Source organism: Mesorhizobium sp. YC-39, from assembly GCF_025753795.1.
Classification (GTDB): domain Bacteria; phylum Pseudomonadota; class Alphaproteobacteria; order Rhizobiales; family Rhizobiaceae; genus Mesorhizobium.
The window spans coordinates 1470032-1491446 of record NZ_JAOWPS010000001.1; the positions used below are offsets into that span (position 1 = coordinate 1470032).

Here is a 21415-nt window from a genome sequence, read left to right on the forward strand (position 1 = left end):
ATTGGGCCGCTTCTAATTCGGCAGCAGGCTCAAAAATGCTCGAAGACGAGGTGCCGATCCAGCCGTCACATCTCGTCGACCCGAGGATGAACTGCGTTCAGTTTGCTGCCTAGGCATTTTGTAAATCGCATTTGCGCTGGGTCAAAACTCGCCTCATCCGCAGCGACTACAAGATGTTGCGAAGGCGCGGCGGCTGGCCGTTCCATAATGGAGGCTAATCTAATGAAAATGATAGCATCCCTCTCCTTGGCGACCTATCCAGACGCGAGCTCCTCGAAAATCGCGGCGAACTCGGTCGCCCTCGTCAAGCAGATCGACGCAGCGCTTCATGCTGTTGTCATCAATGTCGATTTTCCCGACGTTTCGAACGCACTCTCGACCTATTTGCTCGATCTTCCCAGTAAGATACGTGATGTCGAAGCAGCAAGTCGCAAGAGCGGGCGTGCTCTGCTCGAGGCAATTACGAAACAGGCGGCGCATGGCGGTGTGACCCTCACCACACAGGAACTGACCGCACCACCGGCCTTGATGGGCGAGGTTGCCGCAAAGCACTGCCGCTATTTCGATGTCTGTCTGGCCGGCTGGGCCCCGAACAACCAGACGGCGCGAATGATAACCGAGGCGGTATTGTTCGGTTCGGGTCGACCGACCCTGCTTCTTCCTGATTGCGCGGAAGTCGGTGTCCTAGACCATGTCATCATCGCCTGGGATGGCAGTCGGGTGGCGGCGCGGGCCGTTGCCGATGCACGGGTGTTTCTCGAACGTGCCTCGACGATTAGCGTTGTGACCGTGACCGATGAAAAGCCGCTTCCCGAACACGACATCGGCGAACGCTTTGCGCAGGGCCTGAGGACACGTGGTCTGGTGGCCGAAGCCGCCTCGATCCAGGCAGGGAACCGTTCGATCGGAACTGCTCTTCAGGAGCACGCTGTCAAGATCGGCGGCAACCTGCTTGTCATGGGCGGATATGGCCATTCCCGCGTCAGGGACTTCGTGCTCGGCGGTGCCACCGAAGGCATTCTCGCGGATCTGCGCCTGCCGGTCCTCATGTCGCATTAGTCGCCCCGGGATGAGAGGCGTCACCGATACTCGTCATACGGGAAGTGCAAGACAGCCCGCTGGGACTCGAAGAAAACCAAATGTCTCGATCCGCTTCATCCACCATTGCAATACCCGGCCTTAGCGAGGCCGAAGCGCAGGCTAGGCTTGTCGCCGAAGGGTTCAACGAGTTGCCCAGGTCCAGTCGCCGGACGCCGTTGCGGATTGCGATCGAGGTCATGGGCGAGCCGATGCTTGCCCTGCTATTGGGTGGGGGTGGCATTTATCTGCTTCTTGGCGATCTCCAGGAGGCGTTGATCTTGGTTGGATTTGCCACCTTGTCAGTGGGGATCACCATCATTCAGGAGGCGCGGACGGAGCGTGTTCTCGAGGCGTTGCGCGACCTGACAAGTCCGCGCGCTCTCGTAATACGCGATGGCGAACGCAAGCGGATTGCGGGTCGCGAGGTGGTGCGCGGCGATACCGTCGTGCTGGGCGAGGGGGATCGGGTTCCGGCCGATATTTTGCTCACCCAGAGCCAGGATATCCAGACCGATGAGTCCTTGCTGACAGGCGAGTCCGTTCCGGTGCGAAAGATTGCTGCCAGGGATGGCGATCTGTCAGACGAATGCCGGCCGGGGGGTGACGACCTGCCTTTCGCATTTTCCGGATCACTGGTCGTTCGCGGCTCAGGCATTGGCGAAGTTCTGGCAACCGGGCCGCTCAGCCAGATCGGTGCGATCGGGCAATCGCTGAGTACCATGGAGACCGAAGCGCCCCGCTTGCAGCGCCAAACAAAACGTCTTGTCGGCATCTTCGCACTGGTTGGCGGCGCTGTCAGTGTTCTCGCCGTCGTGCTCTATGGCGTTTTGCGCGGAGGATGGCTTGACGCGGTTCTAGCTGGCATCGCACTGGGCATGTCGATGCTGCCCGAAGAGTTCCCGATGGTGTTGACGATTTTTATGGCCATGGGGGCCTGGCGCATCTCGCAGGCGCGCGTGCTCACCCGTCGTGCGGTAGCGATCGAGACGCTTGGCTCCGCAACGGTCCTTTGCACCGACAAGACCGGAACGCTGACCGAAAACCGCATGACAATTGCAGAACTGAGAACGCCCGACGGCAAACTGCTTCGCCTGAACAACTCAAACAAAGAGATGCCAGCGGCATTTGGGGAGTTGGTCGAGATCGGCGTGCTTGCCAGTGCTGAGATTCCCTTTGATCCGATGGAAAGGGCATTTCACAAGCTTGCGCAGGAGCGATTGGCGAAGCGCGTTGAGGGTGCTGATTGGAAATTCATCCGCGCCTACGGGTTGCGTCCTGAACTGTTGGCAATGTCGAATGCCTGGCGGTTATCGGCTGAAGGCAGCGACTGCCTGATTGCCGCCAAGGGTTCGCCGGAGGCCATCGCGGCGCTCTGTCGTCTGCCTGCGGATCGTGCCGCTTCGGTCAAGGATGTTGTGGACGCCATGGCAACGGAAGGACTGCGCGTCTTGGGCGTGGCCCGTTCCAGCCATGCTGGCGATCAACTGCCGGACAAGCAGACTGGATTCGATTTCGAGTTCATGGGCCTTGTCGGGCTTGCCGATCCCCTGCGTTCCGGAGTTCGGGACGCGGTGAGCAATTGCCGCTCCGCCGGCATCAGAGTGATCATGATCACCGGGGACTATCCCGCGACCGCCAGAGCTATCGCCCGCGAGGCCGGGCTCGATTTCAACGATGTTGTCACCGGTGAAGAGCTCAGGACACTGGATGACGCAGCTCTGTCGGCGCGTGTGAAGACCGCAACGGTGTTTGCGCGCATTATGCCTGAGCAGAAACTGGCAATCGTCAGAGCGTTGAAGGCCAATGGCGAGATCGTTGCCATGACGGGAGACGGCGTCAACGATGCGCCTTCGCTGAAAGCAGCCAACATCGGCATTGCCATGGGAGGGCGCGGCACGGATGTCGCGCGGGAGGCATCTTCCATCGTGCTTCTCGATGATGACTTCGGGTCAATCGTCAAAGCGATCCAGCTGGGTCGCCGCATCTATGACAATTTGCGCAAGGCAATGGGCTTCATTCTTGCCGTGCACGTACCGATCGCCGGGCTGGCCCTCCTTCCCCTGCTGTTTGGGCTGCCCATCCTGTTCGGGCCGATTCACATTGCCTTTTTGGAGATGGTGATCGATCCGGTCTGCTCCCTGGTCTTTGAAGCGGAAACCGAGGAAGATGACATAATGAAACGCCCCCCACGGCATTCGGGAGCGGCACTGTTCTCGCGTCCGTTGATCTTGTGGAGTCTTGTTCAGGGCTTGCTGGCGTTCGCCCTCGTCGCGGCCATCTATCTCACAGCCTTGCATTGGGGAACGCCGGAAGATGAAATTCGCGCGCTGACATTCTTCTCGCTGGTGCTGGCAATCGTTGGGCTGATTTTCGTCAACCGTACGTTCAGCGTCTCACTATTGACTGCGTTAATCAGGCCAAACCGATCGCTTGCTTTCGTCGTCGTAGTGGTGGCTGCGGCGCTGGGCGGGACGCTTGTCTGGCCGCTCGCAAGCGGCCTCTTCCAGTTCGGACCGCTGCACTTGGACGACCTCGCAGTGACTTTTGCGGCCGGGTTGTCGGTGCTGGTCTGCCTTGAGGTTCTGAAACATCTCTGGCGGGAGGGGCTGAAAGCCTGATTGCTGATGGAAGTCTGCCTGCGGTTCCGACCGCGCGAACGCCCAGCTTGAACGATGCGCGGGCATGGGCGCCAATCGGATCCCACAAGGTGGTACGATCGGTTCGATGCGGCAGCGGACCGCCGGGTCGAGCAGGCGATGAACTGAAAGTCGCGCGACGCGTTGGTGCCCCATGGCTAAGGCGGAATCCGCGAGCTTTCGCAAAATGAGCAACGGAGCCAAATCAGATGACCGAACATTCGGCAACATCAGTCAACACCAACCGGCTGTCCGAACAGGAGCTGCGCGACATTGATGCCTATTGGCGCGCTGCCAACTATCTGACGATCGGCCAGATCTACCTGCTCGACAATCCGCTGCTGCGCGAATCGTTGCGGTTGGAGCACGTCAAGCCGCGTCTCCTCGGCCACTGGGGAACGTCGCCGGGATTGAGTTTCATCTACGCGCACCTCAATCGCGTCATCCGGCTCAGGGACGCGAATGTGATCTATGTCTGCGGTCCCGGTCATGGCGGCCCGGCAATGGTGGCGAATACCTATCTGGAAGGCACTTACAGCGAGCTCAATCCGGACATTGCCATGGACGAGCAGGGGATGCGCAAGCTGTTCCGGCAGTTCTCGTTTCCCGGCGGGATTCCAAGCCATGCCGCGCCCGATGTGCCCGGCTCGATCCACGAAGGCGGTGAATTGGGCTATGCGCTCTCCCATGCCTATGGCGCCGCCTTCGACAATCCGGACCTTGTCGTCGCCTGCGTCGTTGGCGACGGCGAGGCCGAAACCGGACCGCTGGCAGCCGCGTGGCATTCCAACAAATTCCTCAACCCGATGCGCGATGGGGCCGTGCTGCCGATCCTGCATCTCAACGGCTACAAGATCGCCAATCCAACCATTCTGGCCCGCATTCCCGAAGACGAATTGCGCGCGCTGTTTGCCGGCTATGGCTATGAACCACTGTTCGTGGAAGGCCATGAGCCGGCCCTTATGCATGAGCGGATGGCGAGCGTGCTCGGCGAGGCGTTTGACAGGATCCATTCTGTCCAGCATGCCGCACGCAACGGACCCGCCGCGACCGCGCCGCGACCCAAATGGCCAATGATCGTGCTGCGCAGCCCCAAGGGGTGGACGGGGCCGAAAGAGGTAGACGGTCTGAAGACCGAAGGCTTCTGGCGCTCGCACCAGGTACCGTTGTCAGGCCTTGCCGAAAATCCCGCGCATCTCAAGCTGCTTGAGGAGTGGTTGAGAAGCTACCGGCCGGAGGAACTGTTCGACGCCGCTGGCGCTCCTATTGCGTCGATCCGCGCCACGGCACCGCAGGCGACACGGCGGATGAGCGCCAACCGGCATGCTAATGGCGGCCTGCTACGCAAGTCTCTCGATCTGCCGGCCTTGCATGACCATGCCGTTTCAGTCGAGCGCCCCGGTGCGGTCAAGGCCGAGTCGACGCGGGTGATGGGCAGTTTCCTGCGTGACGTCATGCGGTTGAACGAGGCCGCGAAGAACTTCCGCGTCGTCGGCCCGGACGAGACTGCCTCAAACCGCCTTCAGGACGTTTTTGAAGTGACCGAGCGTGGCTGGATGGAAAAAATCCTGCCCGAAGACGTTCATCTCGGGCGCGATGGCCGGGTTCTCGAAATCCTCTCCGAGCACACCTGCCAGGGCTGGCTCGAAGGCTACCTGCTCACCGGGCGCCATGGCCTGTTCTCCTGCTATGAGGCGTTCATCCACATCGTCGATTCCATGTTCAACCAGCATGCGAAATGGCTGGATGCCTGCCGCGACATACCTTGGCGGCGGCCGATCGCATCGCTGAACTATCTGTTGTCGAGCCATGTCTGGCATCAGGAACACAACGGCTTCAGCCATCAAGACCCTGGTTTCATCGACGTCGCCCTCAACAAGAAGGCCGACATCGTTCGGGTCTATCTGCCACCGGACGCCAACACCTTACTCTGCGTGACCGACCATGTGCTGCAGACCTGGAACCGTATCAACGTCATCGTCGCAGGCAAGCCGCCATCATGGCAGTGGTTGTCGATGGACAAGGCAATCGTTCATTGCCGGGCAGGCATCGGTATCTGGGACTGGGCGTCAACGGACGATGGGGCTGAGCCCGACGTCGTGTTGGCTTGCGCTGGCGACGTCCCAACCCTCGAAACGCTGGCGGCCGTGCAGATCCTCAGGCAACAGGTTCCTGATCTCAGGATCAGGGTGGTCAATGTCGTCGACCTGATGACTCTCCAGCCAAAGGAATATCATCCGCACGGTCTGTCGGATCGCGAGTTCGATGCGCTGTTCACCGCCGACAAGCCCGTCATCTTCGCCTATCACGGCTATCCCTGGACCATCCATCGCCTGACCTATCGTCGCACCAACCACGACAACATCCATGTGCGCGGCTACAATGAGGAAGGCACGACCACGACCCCATTCGACATGACGGTCATGAACGGCCTCGACCGCTTTCATATCGTCCAAAGCGTCCTCGACTGGATTCCGCGGCTGAAGAGCACGCGGGTCGGCCTGAAGCAGGCGATGGACAGCAAGCTGCTTGAACATCGAGCCTATATTCGCGCCCATGGGCAGGATATGCCGGAGATACTCAACTGGAAGTGGGACCATGACCCCGAAGTGGCGCCCGCCAGTCCTCGGTGAGCCGGTTCCGTTCTTCCGGAAATGGTCGCGATAGCATATCGGACAGAGCCATGATCGACGCGATCCTCGTTCTGAATGGCGGCTCGTCGAGCCTGAAGTTCGCTGTCTTCGAGACACGCGACGGGCTCCCGCTGCTGCTGCACGGCAACGTCTCCTCGCTAGGGGAACATCCGCGGCTGCGCGTCGAGGCCATAGCCGGCAGGCCCGAGATTGACAGAAGTCTGGGCGACGCACCGATCGATATGGACAAGGCGTTCGCGGCGGTCGCCTCCGTGCTCGCCGACAGCGGTCTCCTGCGTCGCATCGGCAGGGTAGGGCACAGGATCGTTCACGGCGGGCGTGACTTCACCGAAGCGACGCTGCTCGACGAACGCACGCTCAAAGCACTGCGCTTGCTCGAGCCGATGGCGCCGATCCACCAACGGATCAATCTCGAGATCGTCGCGCTGGCCACTGAACTCTTGCCGCAGGCCCTCCAGATAGGGTGCTTCGACACGGCGTTTCATTCGACCCGGCCGGAGCTTGCCAAGATCTATGGGCTGCCGCGCGCGATGACCGAGGCGGGCATCGTCTCCTATGGCTTCCACGGGTTGTCATACAGCCATATCGCTTCGAGGCTGCGTGACCGCTACGGCGCTCGCGCCGGCGGCCGCACGATCGTCGCCCATCTCGGCAGCGGCGCCAGCCTGTGCGCCATGGACGCCGGACGAAGCATCGCCACGACGATGGGATTTTCGACACTGGACGGCCTGGTGATGAGCACGCGTTGCGGCGCGCTCGACCCTGGGGTCATCCTCCACTTGCTGCAGGAACGGCGGATGTCCGGGGACGAACTGGCCACGCTTCTCTATGAGCAATCCGGCCTGCTCGGTGTGTCTGGTATATCCGGTGATATGCGGACCCTGATCGACTCGGACGACCCTGCCGTCGCTCAGGCTGTCGATCTCTTCGTTTATCGCATCGGACGCGAGATAGGATCGCTGGCCGCTGCCATGGGAGGACTGGATACGCTGGTGTTCACTGCCGGCATTGGCGAAAACGCGCCCTTGGTCCGGGAAAGGATCAGCGCCGCCGCGGCCTGGCTTGGAGTCGGTCTCGACGACAAGCGAAACCGAAGAGGCGAGGAGGTGGTCAGCGCTGCGAATTCCCGCGTTGACGTCCTTGTCATTCCAGCGGATGAAGAAAGAGCTGTGGCCACGGAGATGCTCATTTTTCGCTCTGCCGCGCCCGCAACAGCCCGGGAGGGAGCGCGATAGCTACGCGGCTGATCGCGCCCCCAGCTCCCGCCGTACCAGGACAAGCGTCGCATCGTCGGGATCGGTGGTGACGGTGAAACCCATGTCGCGCTCGACCTCGATCGCAGCACGGTTTTCACGGCTCTCGATCGACTCGATCGCTTTGAGGCCGAGTTCCTCGGCATATTTCGCAATATAGGCGAGCAGCTCCCAGCCAACGCCCAGATGCTTGCGATCCTGGCGAATGCAGATCGCAACCTCGCCGTTTCGATCGGCTCGATCGCTTGCCAGCGTCGCAACCGCGATCAGCATCCCGTCGATCGCGAATGCCAGAAAATTATGGATACGGGCGTCGTCTGAACGCGTCATCGCCACCAGCCGCTCATGCGAAACCTCCTTCACCCCGCCGAGAAAGCGAAATCGCATGTCCTCCGGCGTCACATGAGTGAAGAATTCCGCCACCGTGGGCTCGTCTTCGCGACGCGCGGGGCGCACTTCGAAGCGGAATCCGGTGCGTGTGGTAAGAGTATCTTTGCTGTCCATAGCCATTTTCTTCCCGGTTTCGCTCGCAATGGTATTGGCGTGCTCGGCGGTTGCCGTCCGCTGCGGGTTAACCAATCAAGCTGCCTCACTCGCTCATATTCTGAAGCGCGTCATGCTTGACGATTTCGACGCAGCGCAGGTTGAGCAGGCGAATGACGCCTTTCTCCTTCAGCCTGGTGAAGACCCGCGAGACGGTCTCGATGGTGAGGCCGAGATAGTCACCGATGTCCGCGCGCGACATCGGCAGCTCGACCTGCCGCAATCCGCCCTGCCGCTCCACCATGTCGACCAGGAACGCGGCGACACGTTCGACGGCATTCTGGCGACCGAGGACCAGGAGGTGCTCCTGCGCCCTTGTCAGCCCCTTGAGCGCCAGGGGCAGCAACTGATGGGACATGTCGGCTCCGGCAATACGACGAAAGACGCGGACACCGGTGGAATTGATTGCTTCGGCGAAGAAATGATGCGTCGCGTCGGCTTCGAAGCCGAACGTCTCTCCAGCCAGATGGAAGGCGCTTATCTGCCGGCGGCCGTCGGCAAACAGGCGATAGACGCGCACGGCGCCGAACTCGACCTGGTAGAAAGCTCCGGCCTTCTCGCCCTGGGCATAGATCTCCGAGCCGGCGGAAAAGAAACTGACCGGCTGCAGCGGTCCGGAGTCGAATGCCGTCGGCAGGCTCGGCTGAGCAGGATGCGACGGCAGCGAGATTCTGGAGGCGGTGTAGGCGTGCATGGCTGTCTTCCCGGTTGATCCGTGACACAGCAATCGCGCAAATCCATGGATGGCGAAATTCGGTTATGTCCCTACGGGAAACTACCTAGAACTGGACATTGAACCCGGAGCCTTCGTCGGGTTGAACGCCTCGTCAAAGCCGACATGGTCGCGCCGGAAGCGGATGAGCAGCCTCTCGGAAGAGATGGTCAGTTCCTCCCCACGAAAGCGCACGGTACCGTAGTCACCCGGTCGAGCCCGCCCTGCCGGATCACCGACATGCGGAAGCTGCGGCTAGAGGAGGGAGAAGTTCGAGCCGAGAAAGACGAGAAACTGACCGGTGATGAGAGGAATTCTCAGTATAGGCCCGTCCTCGCCGCTGTCCTGAATTGGCGATCCCGCAACGTAGGGGTGCGCCTTCAGGATAGTTTTCCAGATCGTTGGAAAATCCGCTCCCTGGTTCTTTTCGGCATTGCACGCATCGAGAAGCCTAGCGACGATGTCCGTCATTGAACCCGCATTGATTAGATGCCTGATTCCAAATCATATGAATGAACACGGTGGGGAAGGTTTTGATTTCGATCAAAATGTCCGAGCACCTCACAACGGCACCCCAGACCTTAAGGCATTGCGATCCTTGACCCCGATCAACCGGCCGATCTCAAGGCATTCGCGACTCGAAATGGATGATCTCTCCGTCCACCACGAATGCTCCCTTTCCAATATGGTGGATGGTCTTCGGCTTTGGCTGGCCCCGGATCAACCCACGCCTTCACAACTTCCAGAACGAATAGATTGTATTTGTTGACCAGGCGGGTATCGACGACGCGGCATTCGAGATTGGCGAAGCATTCAGTGACCAAGGGCGCGGCGACATGCTCGGCGGGCAACGGCGTCAGCCAGATCGTCGCGAACTTATCCCTGTCGCGGCCTGAGCAGTTGCCTGCCTTCACGACTTTTTCCGCCAGCCCTACGGCCGGAATCGCGATCACACATTCCTTCGTGTCGCGCAGTGCGGCAAAAGAGAAGTCGCCACTCGATACGACACAGGCAATCGTCGGGGGTGTGAACTCAACCATGGTGTGCCACGACATGGTCATGACGTTGGCGCGGCCTCTGGCCCGGGTTGTCAGCAGAACGACGGGACCGGGCTCGATCAGTCGGTAGACCTCTGAAAGCGGCAGTTCCTTCATCTTCATACCTCCGTTGCGGGACGAAGCGATCGAGCTTGAACGAAAGCAGGACCTGGCCGCCGTGTCGCTTAGTCGCCAGCCTGATTTTCACCGAAAGCAGTCAGTTCGAGAACAATCGGTTGACTGAACCTTTCTGGAGCAGGGAGCGGGTCATGCCCCCAAAGGCCCATTCACGGAACCGGCTGTGACCGTAGCCGCCAGCGACCACAAGTTCAGCACCCATGCCGCGGGCGAGTTCGGTGACGGTTTTGCAAGTGTCCGCATGGCCGCCGCCTAAAACTTCCGATCGTGCCTTGACGCCATGCCTCATCAGGAACCGGACGACGTCGCCGACGCTTTCGCGCGCATCTCTCTGGTTCTGTTCTTCGATCGTTGCCACGAGCACTTCTTGTGCGCCGATTAGAAAAGGCAGTGCATCGGTGACTGCGCGCCGAGCCTCGCGGGTATCCTTCCACGCCACCACAACCTTTTTGCGGTCGAGCTGAGCAAGTTGGTCGGCTGCAAGCAGCACGGGTCGTCCGGCCGACAGCACCAACGTTCCGGCATCGATCACCCGGTCGTGATCTCTGGCAACTCCCTTGGCTGGAGCTCCGGTCACGATGAGGTCGGCGGCGCGGGCATGCACCGCGAGCAGACGTGTCGGATCGCCTATCTCCTCGCGCCAGGAGGCATCGTCTCCGGCGACGCTCAGGAATTCTTCCCGTAGGATCTTCAGGCGATCCTCGATCTCGATCCGGCGTTGACGCATGATTTCCGCCGCCGCCACGCCGCCATCGTCGCCAGGAACAAACACATACGCATCGGCTGCGGCAAAGCCGATCAGCGTGGCTTCGAAGCGTCGCGCCAACTCCAGCGCATAGGTCGTTCGCGGCGCTGCCGAAGAATCGACATCGAGTTGAACCATGATGGTGTTAAAGATCATTTTCGTGCCTCCGATGAGATCTATCGCAGGATTACCGGAGGTCCGATCCCGCGCCTTGATGCGCATCAAAGCATGCATGCCTTGCCAGTTCGTCAGGACGCGTCTTCATCGCCGGCCACGCCGCCTTCCGCCTCCAATCCGAATCGTCTGGAATCCGCATCGAAGCGAAGCCCGACGCCGGCACCGCCCATGGCGTCTTCGGGAGTGGATTGCGCCCAGTCCCTCCAAGGCTTGCGGCAGGCGAGCATCTCGGCATCAGGCAAATCGCGGCCGGTCCTCTCGTAGGTAAGGATGGCTGGCGAGACGCTGGACGCCGCAGCCAAGAGAGGACGGTCGACTTGGATAGGAATGCGCTCAGCGCGACACTTGTTGCGACGAAACCATCGTCGAGTTGCCTATCCACCACATCAAGGACGCCTCGCAAAGTCACCTACATCGTCATTCCCGGTTCGAGAGCGCGCTCTTTGGTCGGTTCCGGAATTTCGGTCATGGTCGCTTCGGTCAACAGCAACACGCTGGCCACCGAGACGGCGTTTTCAAGCGCGATGCGCACCACCTTGGTCGGGTCGATGATGCCTGCTTCGACCAGATCGACATATTCCTTCCTTCCCGCATCGAAGCCGAAATTGCCGGTGCCTTCGATCATCCTGGCAATGACAACGCCGCCGTCCACCGCTGAATTCTCAGCGATCTGCCGGACTGGTGCTTCGAGTGCGCGCTTGAGGATCTGCACGCCCGTCCGCTCGTCGCCTTCGCAATGCTGCTCCTCGTCTGCCACTGTCGCAATGCAGCGCAACAGGGCAAGGCCCCCACCAGGAACGATGCCTTCGGCGACCGCGGCCTTGGTGGCGCTGATGGCATCATCGAGCGCTTCCTTTTTCGATTTCATCTCGGCCTCGGTCGGCGCGCCAACCTTGATGACGGCGACGCCCCCCGCAAGCTTGGCCAGCCGCTCCTGCAGCTTTTCGCGGTCATAGTCGCTCGTCGTATTGTCGATCTCGCGCCGGATCTGTTCGACACGGCCCTTGATCGCCTTGGCGTCTCCGCCACCGCCGATGATTGTCGTGTTGTCCTTGTCGACGACTATCCGCTTCGCACGCCCCAACTGCTCCATCGTGACATTTTCCAGTTTGAGCCCGAGGTCCTCGGAGATGACCTGTCCGCCGGTCAGGATGGCGATGTCCTGCAGCATGGCTTTGCGGCGGTCGCCGAAGCCGGGTGCCTTGACGGCACAGTTCTTGAACGTGCCCCGGATCTGGTTGACGATAAGCGTCGCAAGCGCCTCGCCTTCGACTTCCTCGGCGACAACCAGCAAGGGCGAGCCCGACTTTGCCACCGCTTCCAGCAACTTGATGAGATCGTTCAGCGAAGCGATCTTCTTCTCCACGATCAGCACAAGCGCATCTTCCAGGACAGCTTCCATCTTCTCGGGGTCGGTCACGAAATACGGTGACAGGAATCCGCGATCGAACTGCATGCCTTCGACGACGTCCAGCACGGTCTCGGTGGTCTTCGACTCTTCGACCGTGATGACGCCTTCGCCGCCGACCTTCTCCATTGCCTCGCCGACCAACTGGCCGATGAGAGGATCGTTGTGCGCGGAGATCGTTGCCACCTGTTCTTTCTCGCGACGGGTCGAGACCGGCCGAGATATCTGCTTGAGTGTTTCGATCGCGCGTTTCGTTGCACGATCGAGACCCTTCTTGATGTCGATCGCGCTGGCGCCGGCGACGACGTTGCGTACCCCGTCGGCGAATATCGCGTGGGCCAGAATGGTTGACGTGCTGGTACCGTCACCGACCATGTCGCCGGTTTTTTCGGCCGCCTGCCTGAGCATCCGCGCGCCAAGATTCTCCTCGGGATCCTTCAGGTCGAATTCCTTGGCGATGGTCACACCGTCGTTGCAGACGACGGGAGCGCCCCATTTCTTTTCAATCAAAACCGATTTCGAGCGCGGCCCGAGCGTCACGCGCACGGCGTCGGCGAGCTGGGTTGCGCCACGAAGAACCTTTTCGCGCGCAGCGGAACGAAACAATACCTGTTTGTGAGCCATGACTGTCTCCAAGCTTCGTTGCGTATTTGCCTAACAGGCGTACGCTCAGCCCGCTTTGATACGCATCAATCCGTGCGCCCTGCGCCAGGTTGACCAGGGTCAATGTGGCTGGCCTCATTGCCTGTATGGTCATGGAGACGAAGGAAACGCCTCGATACGACGCCAGCGTCAATACGACCTGCCTGGCCCCGGGATGACGTTTGAATGCGCATTGCCATCCTGTCTGATATCCATGCCAATCGTGAGGCATTCGACGCGGTCCTAGAGGCTGTTCACGAACGCGGTCCAGACGAGTTGGTATTGCTCGGCGATCTGGTCGGCTATGGTCCTGATCCCATCTATGTGATCGAGAGAGCTGCCGATCTGACGGCGCACGGCGCGCTATGCATCCTGGGCAACCATGACGAAGCAATCGTGCGGAACCGGGGCGACATGACTGAGAATGCGCGGTTCGCCATCCAGTGGACCCGCGATCGGCTCACGCCGGCACATGTCGATTTCCTGGCGCGACTACCGTTTTCGCTACAGTCTGAAAACCGGTTCTATGTCCACGCCAGCGCGGAGCGACCGGGTAAATGGCCCTATATACGCGACGTGGACGCAGCTGAACGCTGCCTGTCGGCAAGTGACGTCCGCTCTGTTTTCTGCGGCCACACCCATATTCCCGCCATCTACTACGCGTTGCCCAACCGCAGACCGATGCATTTTCAGCCACTGGACAATGTGGCAGCGCCTTTGTCCGAGCTGCGGCGGCACGTGGTGATTGCGGGAGCGGTCGGCCAACCCCGCGATGGCAACCCGGCGGCGTGCTTTGTTCTTGTCGACACGGAGCGGCACGAGGTCACGATGGTTCGCGTTCCCTATAATCACGAAGAAACGGCCCGCAAGATCCAAGTTGCCGGTCTGCCTGGATGGCTTGGCATGCGTCTGAAGATCGGCCGCTAGGTTCCAAGGAGACGTATTCGATGCAACGGTTTGAGGCAGGGGCAGTCATCGATGGTTTCAAGCTGGTCGAAAAATTGCCTTCCGGCGGCATGGCCTCGCTCTGGCGGGCGACCAATCCGCGGTATGATTTCCCGCTTGTGCTGAAGATACCCTTTCTCGACCCGGGCGGGGATGTTTCCGTCATCCTCGGTTTCGAGGCGGAGGAGCTGATCCTGAAGCGCCTGTCGGGACCGCATGTGCCACGTTTTGCGGAATCCGGCAGCTTGGCGCAGGTTCCCTATATTGCCATGGAGTTCGTGACCGGCACTGGCCTGGCAGATCTCGTCGGCAATGCGCCGCTGCCTGTGGACGAGGTGGCAAGGATCGGCACCGAGATCGCGACGGCACTCGCCTCCCTACACCGGCAGAAGGTCGTTCATCTCGATCTCAAGCCCGAGAATATCATTCTCGCTGAGCGCGGGGCAGTGCTCCTCGACTTCGGGCTCGCCCGGCATGCAGAGCTTCCCGATCTTCTCGGCGCGGAGAGCTCGATGCCGATGGGCACCGCCGTCTATATTTCGCCGGAACAGGTGCTCGGAGAGCGGTCGGATCCTGCGAGTGACGTGTTTGCACTGGGTTGCATCCTCTATCAGCTGGCTACGAGCGAGGAGCCGTTCGGCCGGCCGACGACTTTCGCGGGGATGAGGCGCAGGCTCTATCATGCGCCCAGGTCGCCGCGAGATATCGACCACGCCATTCCGCAGTGGCTGGAAGCCATCATCCTGAGATGCATGGAGGTAGACAGGTCTCAACGATATGTCGAAGCGGCACACGTTCTGTCCGACCTGAGGAACCCCGACCAGGTGGTGTTGGTCAGGCGCAAGCCCCAGGGCGAGGGGGTGTGGGCTGCTATCACTAAGCTGTTTTTCAAGACGGATGAACGATCGCTTGTCGGCAAGCCGACCTTGTCGAGGACACAGGCCGGACCGTCAATTGTTCTTGCCGCAGTCGATCTGGCCAAGGGCAGCGATGCGCTGGCAGGCGAAGTTCTCAACGAAACCGCCCGTGTGCTTGCCTCGCGCGAGGATTCCTGGCTGGCCTGCGTGACGGTCCTGAAGACCGAAATTATCGGCGAGACGCCGGCGGCCGACGAAACAGGGCGTTCGGAGTATTTGAACCGGCTCGTCGGGCTTAAGGATTGGGCCCGCCCGCTGTGCCTGCCGGAAGACCGCATCAGCTATCATGTGCTTGAAGCAGTCAGCCCTGGTGACGCGATCCTTAACTACGCCGAGCACAATGATGTCGGACACATCGTCGTTGGAGCCCGGGCGTCCTCGGCAATCCGCCGTCACCTCGGCAGCGTCTCGACCAAAGTCGTGGCACAGGCCCTTTGCTCGGTTTCAGTCGTCCGCCTGAAGGCGGTCGAAGAACAAAGGCGACGACCGCTTTGATGTGCATCGATCAGGTCCGGGAGGGTTGACGAGGATCAACAATGGCCGGGCTCATTGCCCGTAAATAGTTGTCAATTCAATCCCAGGGACAACGGCGATGCAAACGAATGAAACGCCTCGATACGACGCCAGCGTGAACTCCACTGGTTGCTGCCCCAGGTTCAATCCCGCGGGTTGGGAGGGCCAGGAACCGCACTTTGAAAACAAGCAGTTTGTTAAGGCCGCTACTCACAGTATCATGCACATCCCTATGAACATGGGCAGCGTTTTTGCGCGTGTTAACAGGCACATCGAAGATGCCGGGGCCTCTGACGCTGATCAATTCATCGTGTTCAGCAGGGACATCTCGCCCTGGAGCAGCGAGCATCTGTTCGCGGTTTCGAAAGCGACCCCCGGCGAGGAGATGACCACACTGAGTGGCGACTACGTGACGAAGGTGTTCGAGGGTCCGTACAGGCAGGCAAGGAGATGGGACGATGCGGCGGATCGCGCGTGATCGAAACGCGGAGCCGCGCGAGGTGTATTTCTTCTACACGACATGTCCCAAGTGCGCCAAGGCCTATGGCAAGAACTATGTCGTCGGCGTCGCTGCTGTAGACTAGGTCCGCAGTCCACCGCGTGTTGGCGTCAACTCAGGGGGATTGAGTTAAATCAACCTGCTTCCAGGCAAGACCGGTCAATATTCGCCGGTCGTTTTTGTGAGCTGTTGCAATGAGCCGAACTAAAGGCTTCCTGCTGGCCATGATCATCGCCATGGCGGCTGCCGCCGGCTTGGCGTTCTTGCTCTACAAGAACGAGCTTGGCCACAGGCGCGATGCAGCCAGCCGAGGCAGTCTGGTCGCCAACCTCGACATAGGCCCGGTCGAATACGCCGACAGCGGCGCGGGTATTCCGCTGCTGTCGATCCACGGCGCTGGCGGCGGCTTTGACCAAGGCCTTGCCAATGCCGACCTTGTGGGTGAGGGCTTTCGGATCATCGCGCCATCGCGCTTCGGCTATCTGCGCACGCCCGCTCCGCAGGACTGCTCTCCAGCCGCGCAGGCTGATGCGCACGCGGCGTTGCTTTCCACACTGAACGTTTCCAAAGCGGTGGTCGTAGGCATTTCGGCAGGCGCGCGTTCTGCGGTTGAGCTGACACTGCGGCACCCCGACAAGGTCTCCGCCCTCATTCTGATAGTCCCAGCCCTTTATTTGCCCACCAGTCCGGTCTCGATCGACGTGAGCCGCGGCAACAAGTTCGCCTTCTGGGCCGTCAATGCTGGCGGCGATTTCGCCTGGTGGGCCGCCGAGAAAATCGCGCCGTCAATGCTCATTCGCTTCCTCGGCGTTCGACCCGCGCTGGTAGAGGCTGCGCCTCGCGCCGAGCAAAACCGGGTCAGGAGCATCGTCGAGAGCGTTGAGCCGTTGTCGCTGCGCTTCCCCGGAATCAATATCGATAGCACCCCCGAGTTGCACAAGCCGCCGTTGGAAGAAATTACTGCGCCGACAATCATCATCTCCGCGCGCGACGATCTGTTTAACACGCTGCCGGCAGCTGAGTTCGCAGCGGGCAAGATCCCTGGTGCCAAGCTGGTCGTCTACGATACTGGCGGACATCTTTTGGTTGGACAGGTGAAGGAGGTTCGCAAAGCAGCCCGCACGTTCCTGGCCAGCGCGGGCCTGATCCCGTCATTCGATAGCCCGAGACAGTGACATCCGCCAGGGGAGTACCGCCCTGATCGCTTCTTTGCGGTCGCCCCATCGAAGGAACAGTCGCAAGGCGGAGGGCAGCGCATCATGCCGGCGCCCGAAGCGCGAAAGCCGCCCAGTCGCCCCCTTGTCGGAACTGGACTCCATGGTCTTCGGTTTCCAGATCGTGACATGCACGATGACCCGGCAGTCTTGTCCCCGCACCGGCCACTTCGCGGGAGGGTCAGTGAAATCGATGGTCGTGTGGACGCGTTGGACGCCGCGTTCAAAATCTGATCCTGACTTTCTCTACCGGTGCCCGGTGGCGACGACATTGTAGATCAAGGCATACACGACACCCGCGACGAGGCCGACGATGCCAAGGCCAACGACGCCGTAGAGAACGCGGCCAAGGCTCATTGGCGCCGTCGATCTGACCGCATTGAGGTCAAGTCCATGCGTGAAAGCGCCGAAGAAATCGAGCGTTGCGTTCGGCCAGATGGCGAAGGCCAGAGCACAGAGCATGCTCATCAGGCCTAGGGTCACGCCGAGCGCAATGCCGACGGACAGAGTGCTGAGTTTGTTCACGGCTTCCTCCTGTCATTTTACGTGCTGCCTGAGCCATTCCTGCATTGCTGCAATTTCGGCCTGTTGAGCCGTGATGATCTGATTGGCCCAGATCTTGACCTGATCATCCTTGCCGAATTGCAGGACCGCGCGGGCCATGTCGATCGCCCCCTGATGGTGCGGAATCATAGCCTGGACAAAAGCGACATCGGGATCGCCGGCCTGGATGCCCTGCATCATCGGTCCGTCCATTCGCTTCATGGCATCCATGTAATTCCTGGAGGCCTCGGGCATGTTAGCAGCGTCCATCGGTGTGCCGTTCATCATACCGCCCTTGCCGCCCTGCATCATGCCGCCTTGGTCGCCGTGCATTCCGCCGCCCTGCATCATCTGCCGCATCATCGGCATCATTTGCTGCATCATGGGCATCATCTTTTGCATGGTGGACATCATCGCCGTGCACTGTTCGGACGACCCGCCCGGCATTGCCTCCGAGGCCGGCGCCGTTGTCGTGGTTTGTGGTGCGTCGGCCGCCGGGTGGTGCGGATCTGTCTGAGCGAAAGCCGCGCCTGATAGGGTTACGCACGCGGCAAGCGTGATCAATCGAAGGTGGGTTTTCATGACTGTTTCCTCGTCGTTGGTGTGGACCGACAGGCGAACTCTGAAATGGGTGCGCAAGGCAGCCCAGATCGCCGCTGCAGGTTGTGTTTCGCGGATTGTTCTCGCGCTATGCGCCTTGATGGGCACCTGGATTCAACAGTCCCCGGAACAGCGATGGCGCGATATCAGGCGAAGGTCTGGGGAGGATGCAGGAGAGCCTCGGGGTCGATTCCGGTTGCCAGGAACGTCCTGCCTGCAATAAATCGGAGGGCATTCCGCGCATCATGAAGAATTCCGGATTCGCCGGCGGAAATGCTTGCAGCGCAACAGTTGGAGCCGGTCGAGTGCGCGCAGTCCGGACGGCAATCAGGTCCGCAATCGTCGTCGTGAAGGTTATCCCAGCCTGTCACCATGACATCGCCTTGCACTTGGCGAGGGCTGCTAACGGAGGGGATTACACCGTCGGTAGCAATGCTCATGTTGGCGCCCGTGCGCGGAGCCTGTCCGGCGAAGCCGGCCCCCGCAACGACGCTCGCCGCGATCAGGACGATCACGGAAAGCAAGGTGCGAAGTTGGGCCAGTTCCATTTCCATTTTTCTAGCATGGCATAGCTGCGTGTCGCCACTTTGACGCAGATCAATGCCGCGGCTCAGGAGAGAGCGCTTTGTTTTACCGGTTTTCATCCGATGCGGATCGGCCGTTTTCTGGAGGCCTTCCCCGAGACCTAAAATGAATCGGAGGTGAGATGATGCTGGCAATGCCGCGTTCCACCGAGACTGCCGTCAGAATAGAATCCGCGGTCGAGACCGTGTTCGCCTATCTCGACGACCACAGGCATCTGGGGGCTCACATGAGCGCCTCGTCATGGATGATGCTCGGCTCGAAAATGGATTACGAGTTCGATGCCGGACAAGCTCGTTTGGTCGGCTCCAAGTTCGGGTTCCATGGAAAAATATTAGGCATTGCGTTGTCTGCGGAACAGGTGGTTGCGATCCGGATGCCGCCCAGACTGAAGGTTTGGGAAACCATCGGGACCCCAAATCTATGGGTCATCGGCCCCTGTCGCATGGGCTTCGAGATCGTCCCTGAGGTGAGATCCTGCCGACTTCGGGTCTTTATTGACTACGACTTGCCGGAAACGGCGCCAGCCCGCTGGCTCGGTCTGATCTTTGCCGATGTCTACGCGCGTTGGTGTACTGGCCGGATGGCGAAGGACGCAGCCCGCTATTTCGAGAGGACCGGGGCGCAAGCAGTCCCGACGAAAGGCTGATCGTGGCAAGTCTCGGCTCCGAACCATGTGCCGCGCTCGCCCCTGACAATCTCGACGGCATCATCGAGCTTGCCGATTGCGGCACGCTTGCCCGTTGCTTCAGCGAACTCGATCGCGGCGCTCACCTTTGGTCCCATGGATCCGGCGGGAAAATTCCGCCCGGATATTTCCTTGGAGGTCACTCGCCGGAGCGCCCGAGCAGCTGATGTCCCGTAGTTGACATAGACGGCGTCGACGTCGGTCAGCATCAGCAGCATGTCGGCCTTCAACTGACGGGCAAGAAGCGAGCTCGCCAGATCCTTGTCGATAACGGCCTCCACGCCGCAAAGACTGCCGTCGTCCCGCGCTACCACCGGAACCCCGCCGCCGCCGGTGCAGATGACGATCACGCCGCGTTCGACCAGGAACGAGATCACAGAAGCTTCCAATATCTCTAGAGGTTTGGGCGAAGGCACGACGCGGCGCCATTTGTCGCCATCGGGCGCGATCTGCCAGCTGCGCTCGCCGGCAAGCCCACGTGCGGTTGCCTCATCGTAGACAGGTCCGATAGGTTTTGTCGGGTGAGCGAAAGCCGGATCGTGAGAATCTACCTTCACCTGTGTCAGCAGGGTCGCAAAAAGCCTCCCTTTGAGGAGGTTGCCGAGTTCCTGCTCGAGCACATAGCCGATCATGCCTGCGCTCTCGGCGCCGAGCACGTCGAGTGGAAAGGTCCCACCCTCCGAAGCGGCCGCTGCCTGCAGGGCCAGAAGTCCCACCTGCGGTCCGTTGCCGTGTGTGACTACGATCGAGTGTCCTTCGCCGACGAGTTTGGCAAGCACTGAGGCGGCGCGCACGATGTTGGCGCGCTGGTTCCCGGCCGTCATCGGTTCTCCACGACGCAGCAGTGCGTTTCCGCCGAGTGCAACGACGATAAGCATCTCAGTTGCCGATCGTGGCGACGAGCAGGGCCTTGATCGTATGCATGCGGTTTTCCGCCTGGTCGAAGACGATTGAGGCCGCCGACTCGAACACCTCGTCGGTGACCTCCATGCAGTCGATGCCGTATTCCTTCGCGATGTAGGCGCCGATCTCGGTATCGGTATCGTGGAATGCCGGCAGGCAATGCATGAACTTGACATGGGGGTTGCCGGCAGCAGCCATCACCTCGCTGGTGACGCGGTAGGGCGTCAAAAGGTGAATGCGCTCTGCCCAGCCCGATTTGTCCTCACCCATCGACATCCACACGTCGGTGTAGATGAAATCGGCGTCCTGGACACAGCCCGTCACGTCTTCGTCGAGCCGGAAACGGCCACCGCTGCGTTCCGCCAGGTCCCGGACATGGGCGCAGAATTCCTCATCCGGCCAGAGCTCCCTTGGCGAGGCGATACGCATGTCGATGCCGACCTTGGCTGCTCCAAGCGCCAGCGACAGCGCGACATTGTCCCGGCCCTCGCCGACGAAGGTGACGGTCATGTCCGAAAGATGCTTGTGCGTGAATTCACGCATGGTCATGAGGTCGGCGAGAATCTGTGTCGGATGCGCCTCGTCGGTAAGACCGTTGTAGACCGGCACGCCGGCATGCGCGGCAAGCAATTCGGCCTGGTGCTGGCCAAAGCCGCGATATTCGATCGCGTCATACATGCGGCCGAGCACGCGGGCAGTGTCCTTCATGGATTCCTTGTGGCCGATATGGCTGCCGCTGGGGCCGAAATAGGTGACGTGGGCGCCCTGGTCATAGGCTGCCACTTCGAACCCCGTCCGCGTGCGCGTCGAATCCTTCTCGAAGATCAGCGCGATGTTTTTCCTGACGAGACGCGGGATCTCGTGCCCGGCGAGCTTGGCTGCTTTGAGGTCAGCGGCCAGCTTGAGGAGAAAGCGGATTTCGTCTGCCGTGAGATCGTCCAGGGTCAGGACGGAGCGGCCATGAAGGTTGATCGACATGGGATTGT

19 protein-coding genes and 2 pseudogenes are annotated in these 21415 nt (G+C 60.6%); 9 read left to right on the plus strand and 12 right to left on the minus strand.

Going from position 1 to position 21415, the window contains the following annotated elements:
* Positions 1-222: 222 nt before the first annotated feature.
* The 4 genes from OHD62_RS06895 to OHD62_RS06910 all read left to right on the plus strand — a co-directional run bounded on the left by OHD62_RS06895 (position 223) and on the right by OHD62_RS06910 (position 7605).
* Complete coding sequence (locus OHD62_RS06895; protein WP_263781721.1) at positions 223-1059, plus strand: universal stress protein; 837 nt, start codon at positions 223-225, stop codon at positions 1057-1059.
* An 80-nt stretch (positions 1060-1139) separates the two neighbouring features.
* Positions 1140-3698 carry a cation-translocating P-type ATPase gene (locus OHD62_RS06900; protein WP_263781722.1) on the plus strand — a complete coding sequence of 853 codons (2559 nt, stop codon included), beginning with the start codon at positions 1140-1142 and terminating at the stop codon, positions 3696-3698.
* A 227-nt stretch (positions 3699-3925) separates the two neighbouring features.
* Positions 3926-6349, plus strand: a complete 2424-nt coding sequence (locus tag OHD62_RS06905; protein WP_263781723.1) for a phosphoketolase — start codon at positions 3926-3928, stop codon at positions 6347-6349.
* Between the two features lie 50 nt (positions 6350-6399).
* A complete protein-coding gene (locus OHD62_RS06910) occupies positions 6400-7605 on the plus strand; it encodes an acetate/propionate family kinase (RefSeq protein WP_263781724.1) in 1206 nt (401 codons plus the stop codon).
* Here OHD62_RS06910 and OHD62_RS06915 read toward each other — a convergent pair whose 3' ends face one another.
* The 7 genes and pseudogenes from OHD62_RS06915 to groL all read right to left on the minus strand — a co-directional run bounded on the left by OHD62_RS06915 (position 7606) and on the right by groL (position 13007).
* Positions 7606-8127 carry an N-acetyltransferase family protein gene (locus tag OHD62_RS06915; protein ID WP_412177346.1) on the minus strand — a complete coding sequence of 174 codons (522 nt, stop codon included), beginning with the start codon at positions 8125-8127 and terminating at the stop codon, positions 7606-7608.
* An 85-nt stretch (positions 8128-8212) separates the two neighbouring features.
* Entirely contained in the window at positions 8213-8860 is a 648-nt protein-coding gene (locus OHD62_RS06920; protein WP_263781726.1) for a helix-turn-helix domain-containing protein, read from the minus strand.
* 273 nt (positions 8861-9133) lie between these two features.
* Entirely contained in the window at positions 9134-9349 is a 216-nt protein-coding gene (locus OHD62_RS06925) for a hypothetical protein (RefSeq protein ID WP_263781727.1), read from the minus strand.
* Between the two features lie 151 nt (positions 9350-9500).
* Positions 9501-10032: pseudogene (locus OHD62_RS06930) on the minus strand (flavin reductase family protein).
* Positions 10033-10132: 100 nt separating this feature from the next.
* The gene (locus OHD62_RS06935) at positions 10133-10954 is read right to left on the minus strand and encodes a universal stress protein (RefSeq protein ID WP_263781728.1); all 822 of its coding nucleotides are present in this window, start codon (positions 10952-10954) and stop codon (positions 10133-10135) included.
* Between the two features lie 92 nt (positions 10955-11046).
* Positions 11047-11277, minus strand: coding sequence for a hypothetical protein (locus OHD62_RS06940; RefSeq protein ID WP_263781729.1), 231 nt, complete (start codon positions 11275-11277; stop codon positions 11047-11049).
* 107 nt (positions 11278-11384) lie between these two features.
* Positions 11385-13007: a chaperonin GroEL gene (gene groL / locus OHD62_RS06945; protein WP_263781730.1), complete on the minus strand. Its 1623-nt coding sequence runs from the start codon at positions 13005-13007 to the stop codon at positions 11385-11387.
* A 204-nt stretch (positions 13008-13211) separates the two neighbouring features.
* Here groL and OHD62_RS06950 point away from each other — a divergent pair, with 204 nt between their 5' ends.
* The 4 genes and pseudogenes from OHD62_RS06950 to OHD62_RS06970 all read left to right on the plus strand — a co-directional run bounded on the left by OHD62_RS06950 (position 13212) and on the right by OHD62_RS06970 (position 17074).
* The gene (locus tag OHD62_RS06950) at positions 13212-13952 is read left to right on the plus strand and encodes a metallophosphoesterase family protein (RefSeq protein ID WP_263781731.1); all 741 of its coding nucleotides are present in this window, start codon (positions 13212-13214) and stop codon (positions 13950-13952) included.
* A 20-nt stretch (positions 13953-13972) separates the two neighbouring features.
* A complete protein-coding gene (locus OHD62_RS06955; RefSeq protein WP_263781732.1) occupies positions 13973-15382 on the plus strand; it encodes a bifunctional serine/threonine-protein kinase/universal stress protein in 1410 nt (469 codons plus the stop codon).
* Positions 15383-15479: 97 nt separating this feature from the next.
* Positions 15480-15984, plus strand: a pseudogene (locus OHD62_RS06960) (hydrolase).
* A gap of 109 nt (positions 15985-16093) precedes the next feature.
* Positions 16094-17074, plus strand: coding sequence for an alpha/beta fold hydrolase (locus OHD62_RS06970; protein ID WP_263781735.1), 981 nt, complete (start codon positions 16094-16096; stop codon positions 17072-17074).
* Positions 17075-17359: 285 nt separating this feature from the next.
* Here OHD62_RS06970 and OHD62_RS06975 read toward each other — a convergent pair whose 3' ends face one another.
* From OHD62_RS06975 to OHD62_RS06985, 3 genes are all read right to left on the minus strand, one after another.
* Positions 17360-17638: a DUF5676 family membrane protein gene (locus OHD62_RS06975; protein ID WP_263781736.1), complete on the minus strand. Its 279-nt coding sequence runs from the start codon at positions 17636-17638 to the stop codon at positions 17360-17362.
* A gap of 12 nt (positions 17639-17650) precedes the next feature.
* Positions 17651-18238, minus strand: a complete 588-nt coding sequence (locus OHD62_RS06980; protein WP_263781737.1) for a DUF305 domain-containing protein — start codon at positions 18236-18238, stop codon at positions 17651-17653.
* Positions 18239-18402: 164 nt separating this feature from the next.
* The gene (locus OHD62_RS06985) at positions 18403-18900 is read right to left on the minus strand and encodes a hypothetical protein (protein WP_263781738.1); all 498 of its coding nucleotides are present in this window, start codon (positions 18898-18900) and stop codon (positions 18403-18405) included.
* 62 nt (positions 18901-18962) lie between these two features.
* On the opposite strand from OHD62_RS06985, the gene OHD62_RS06990 reads away from it, so the two are divergent.
* Positions 18963-19487 carry an SRPBCC family protein gene (locus OHD62_RS06990; protein WP_263781739.1) on the plus strand — a complete coding sequence of 175 codons (525 nt, stop codon included), beginning with the start codon at positions 18963-18965 and terminating at the stop codon, positions 19485-19487.
* Here OHD62_RS06990 and arcC read toward each other — a convergent pair.
* Both arcC and argF read right to left on the minus strand, forming a co-directional pair.
* Complete coding sequence (arcC, locus tag OHD62_RS06995) at positions 19442-20404, minus strand: carbamate kinase (RefSeq protein ID WP_263781740.1); 963 nt, start codon at positions 20402-20404, stop codon at positions 19442-19444. The genes OHD62_RS06990 and arcC overlap by 46 nt on opposite strands.
* Before the next feature lies 1 nt (position 20405).
* A complete protein-coding gene (gene argF, locus OHD62_RS07000; protein WP_263781741.1) occupies positions 20406-21407 on the minus strand; it encodes an ornithine carbamoyltransferase in 1002 nt (333 codons plus the stop codon).
* Between the last annotated feature and the right edge of the window lie 8 nt (positions 21408-21415).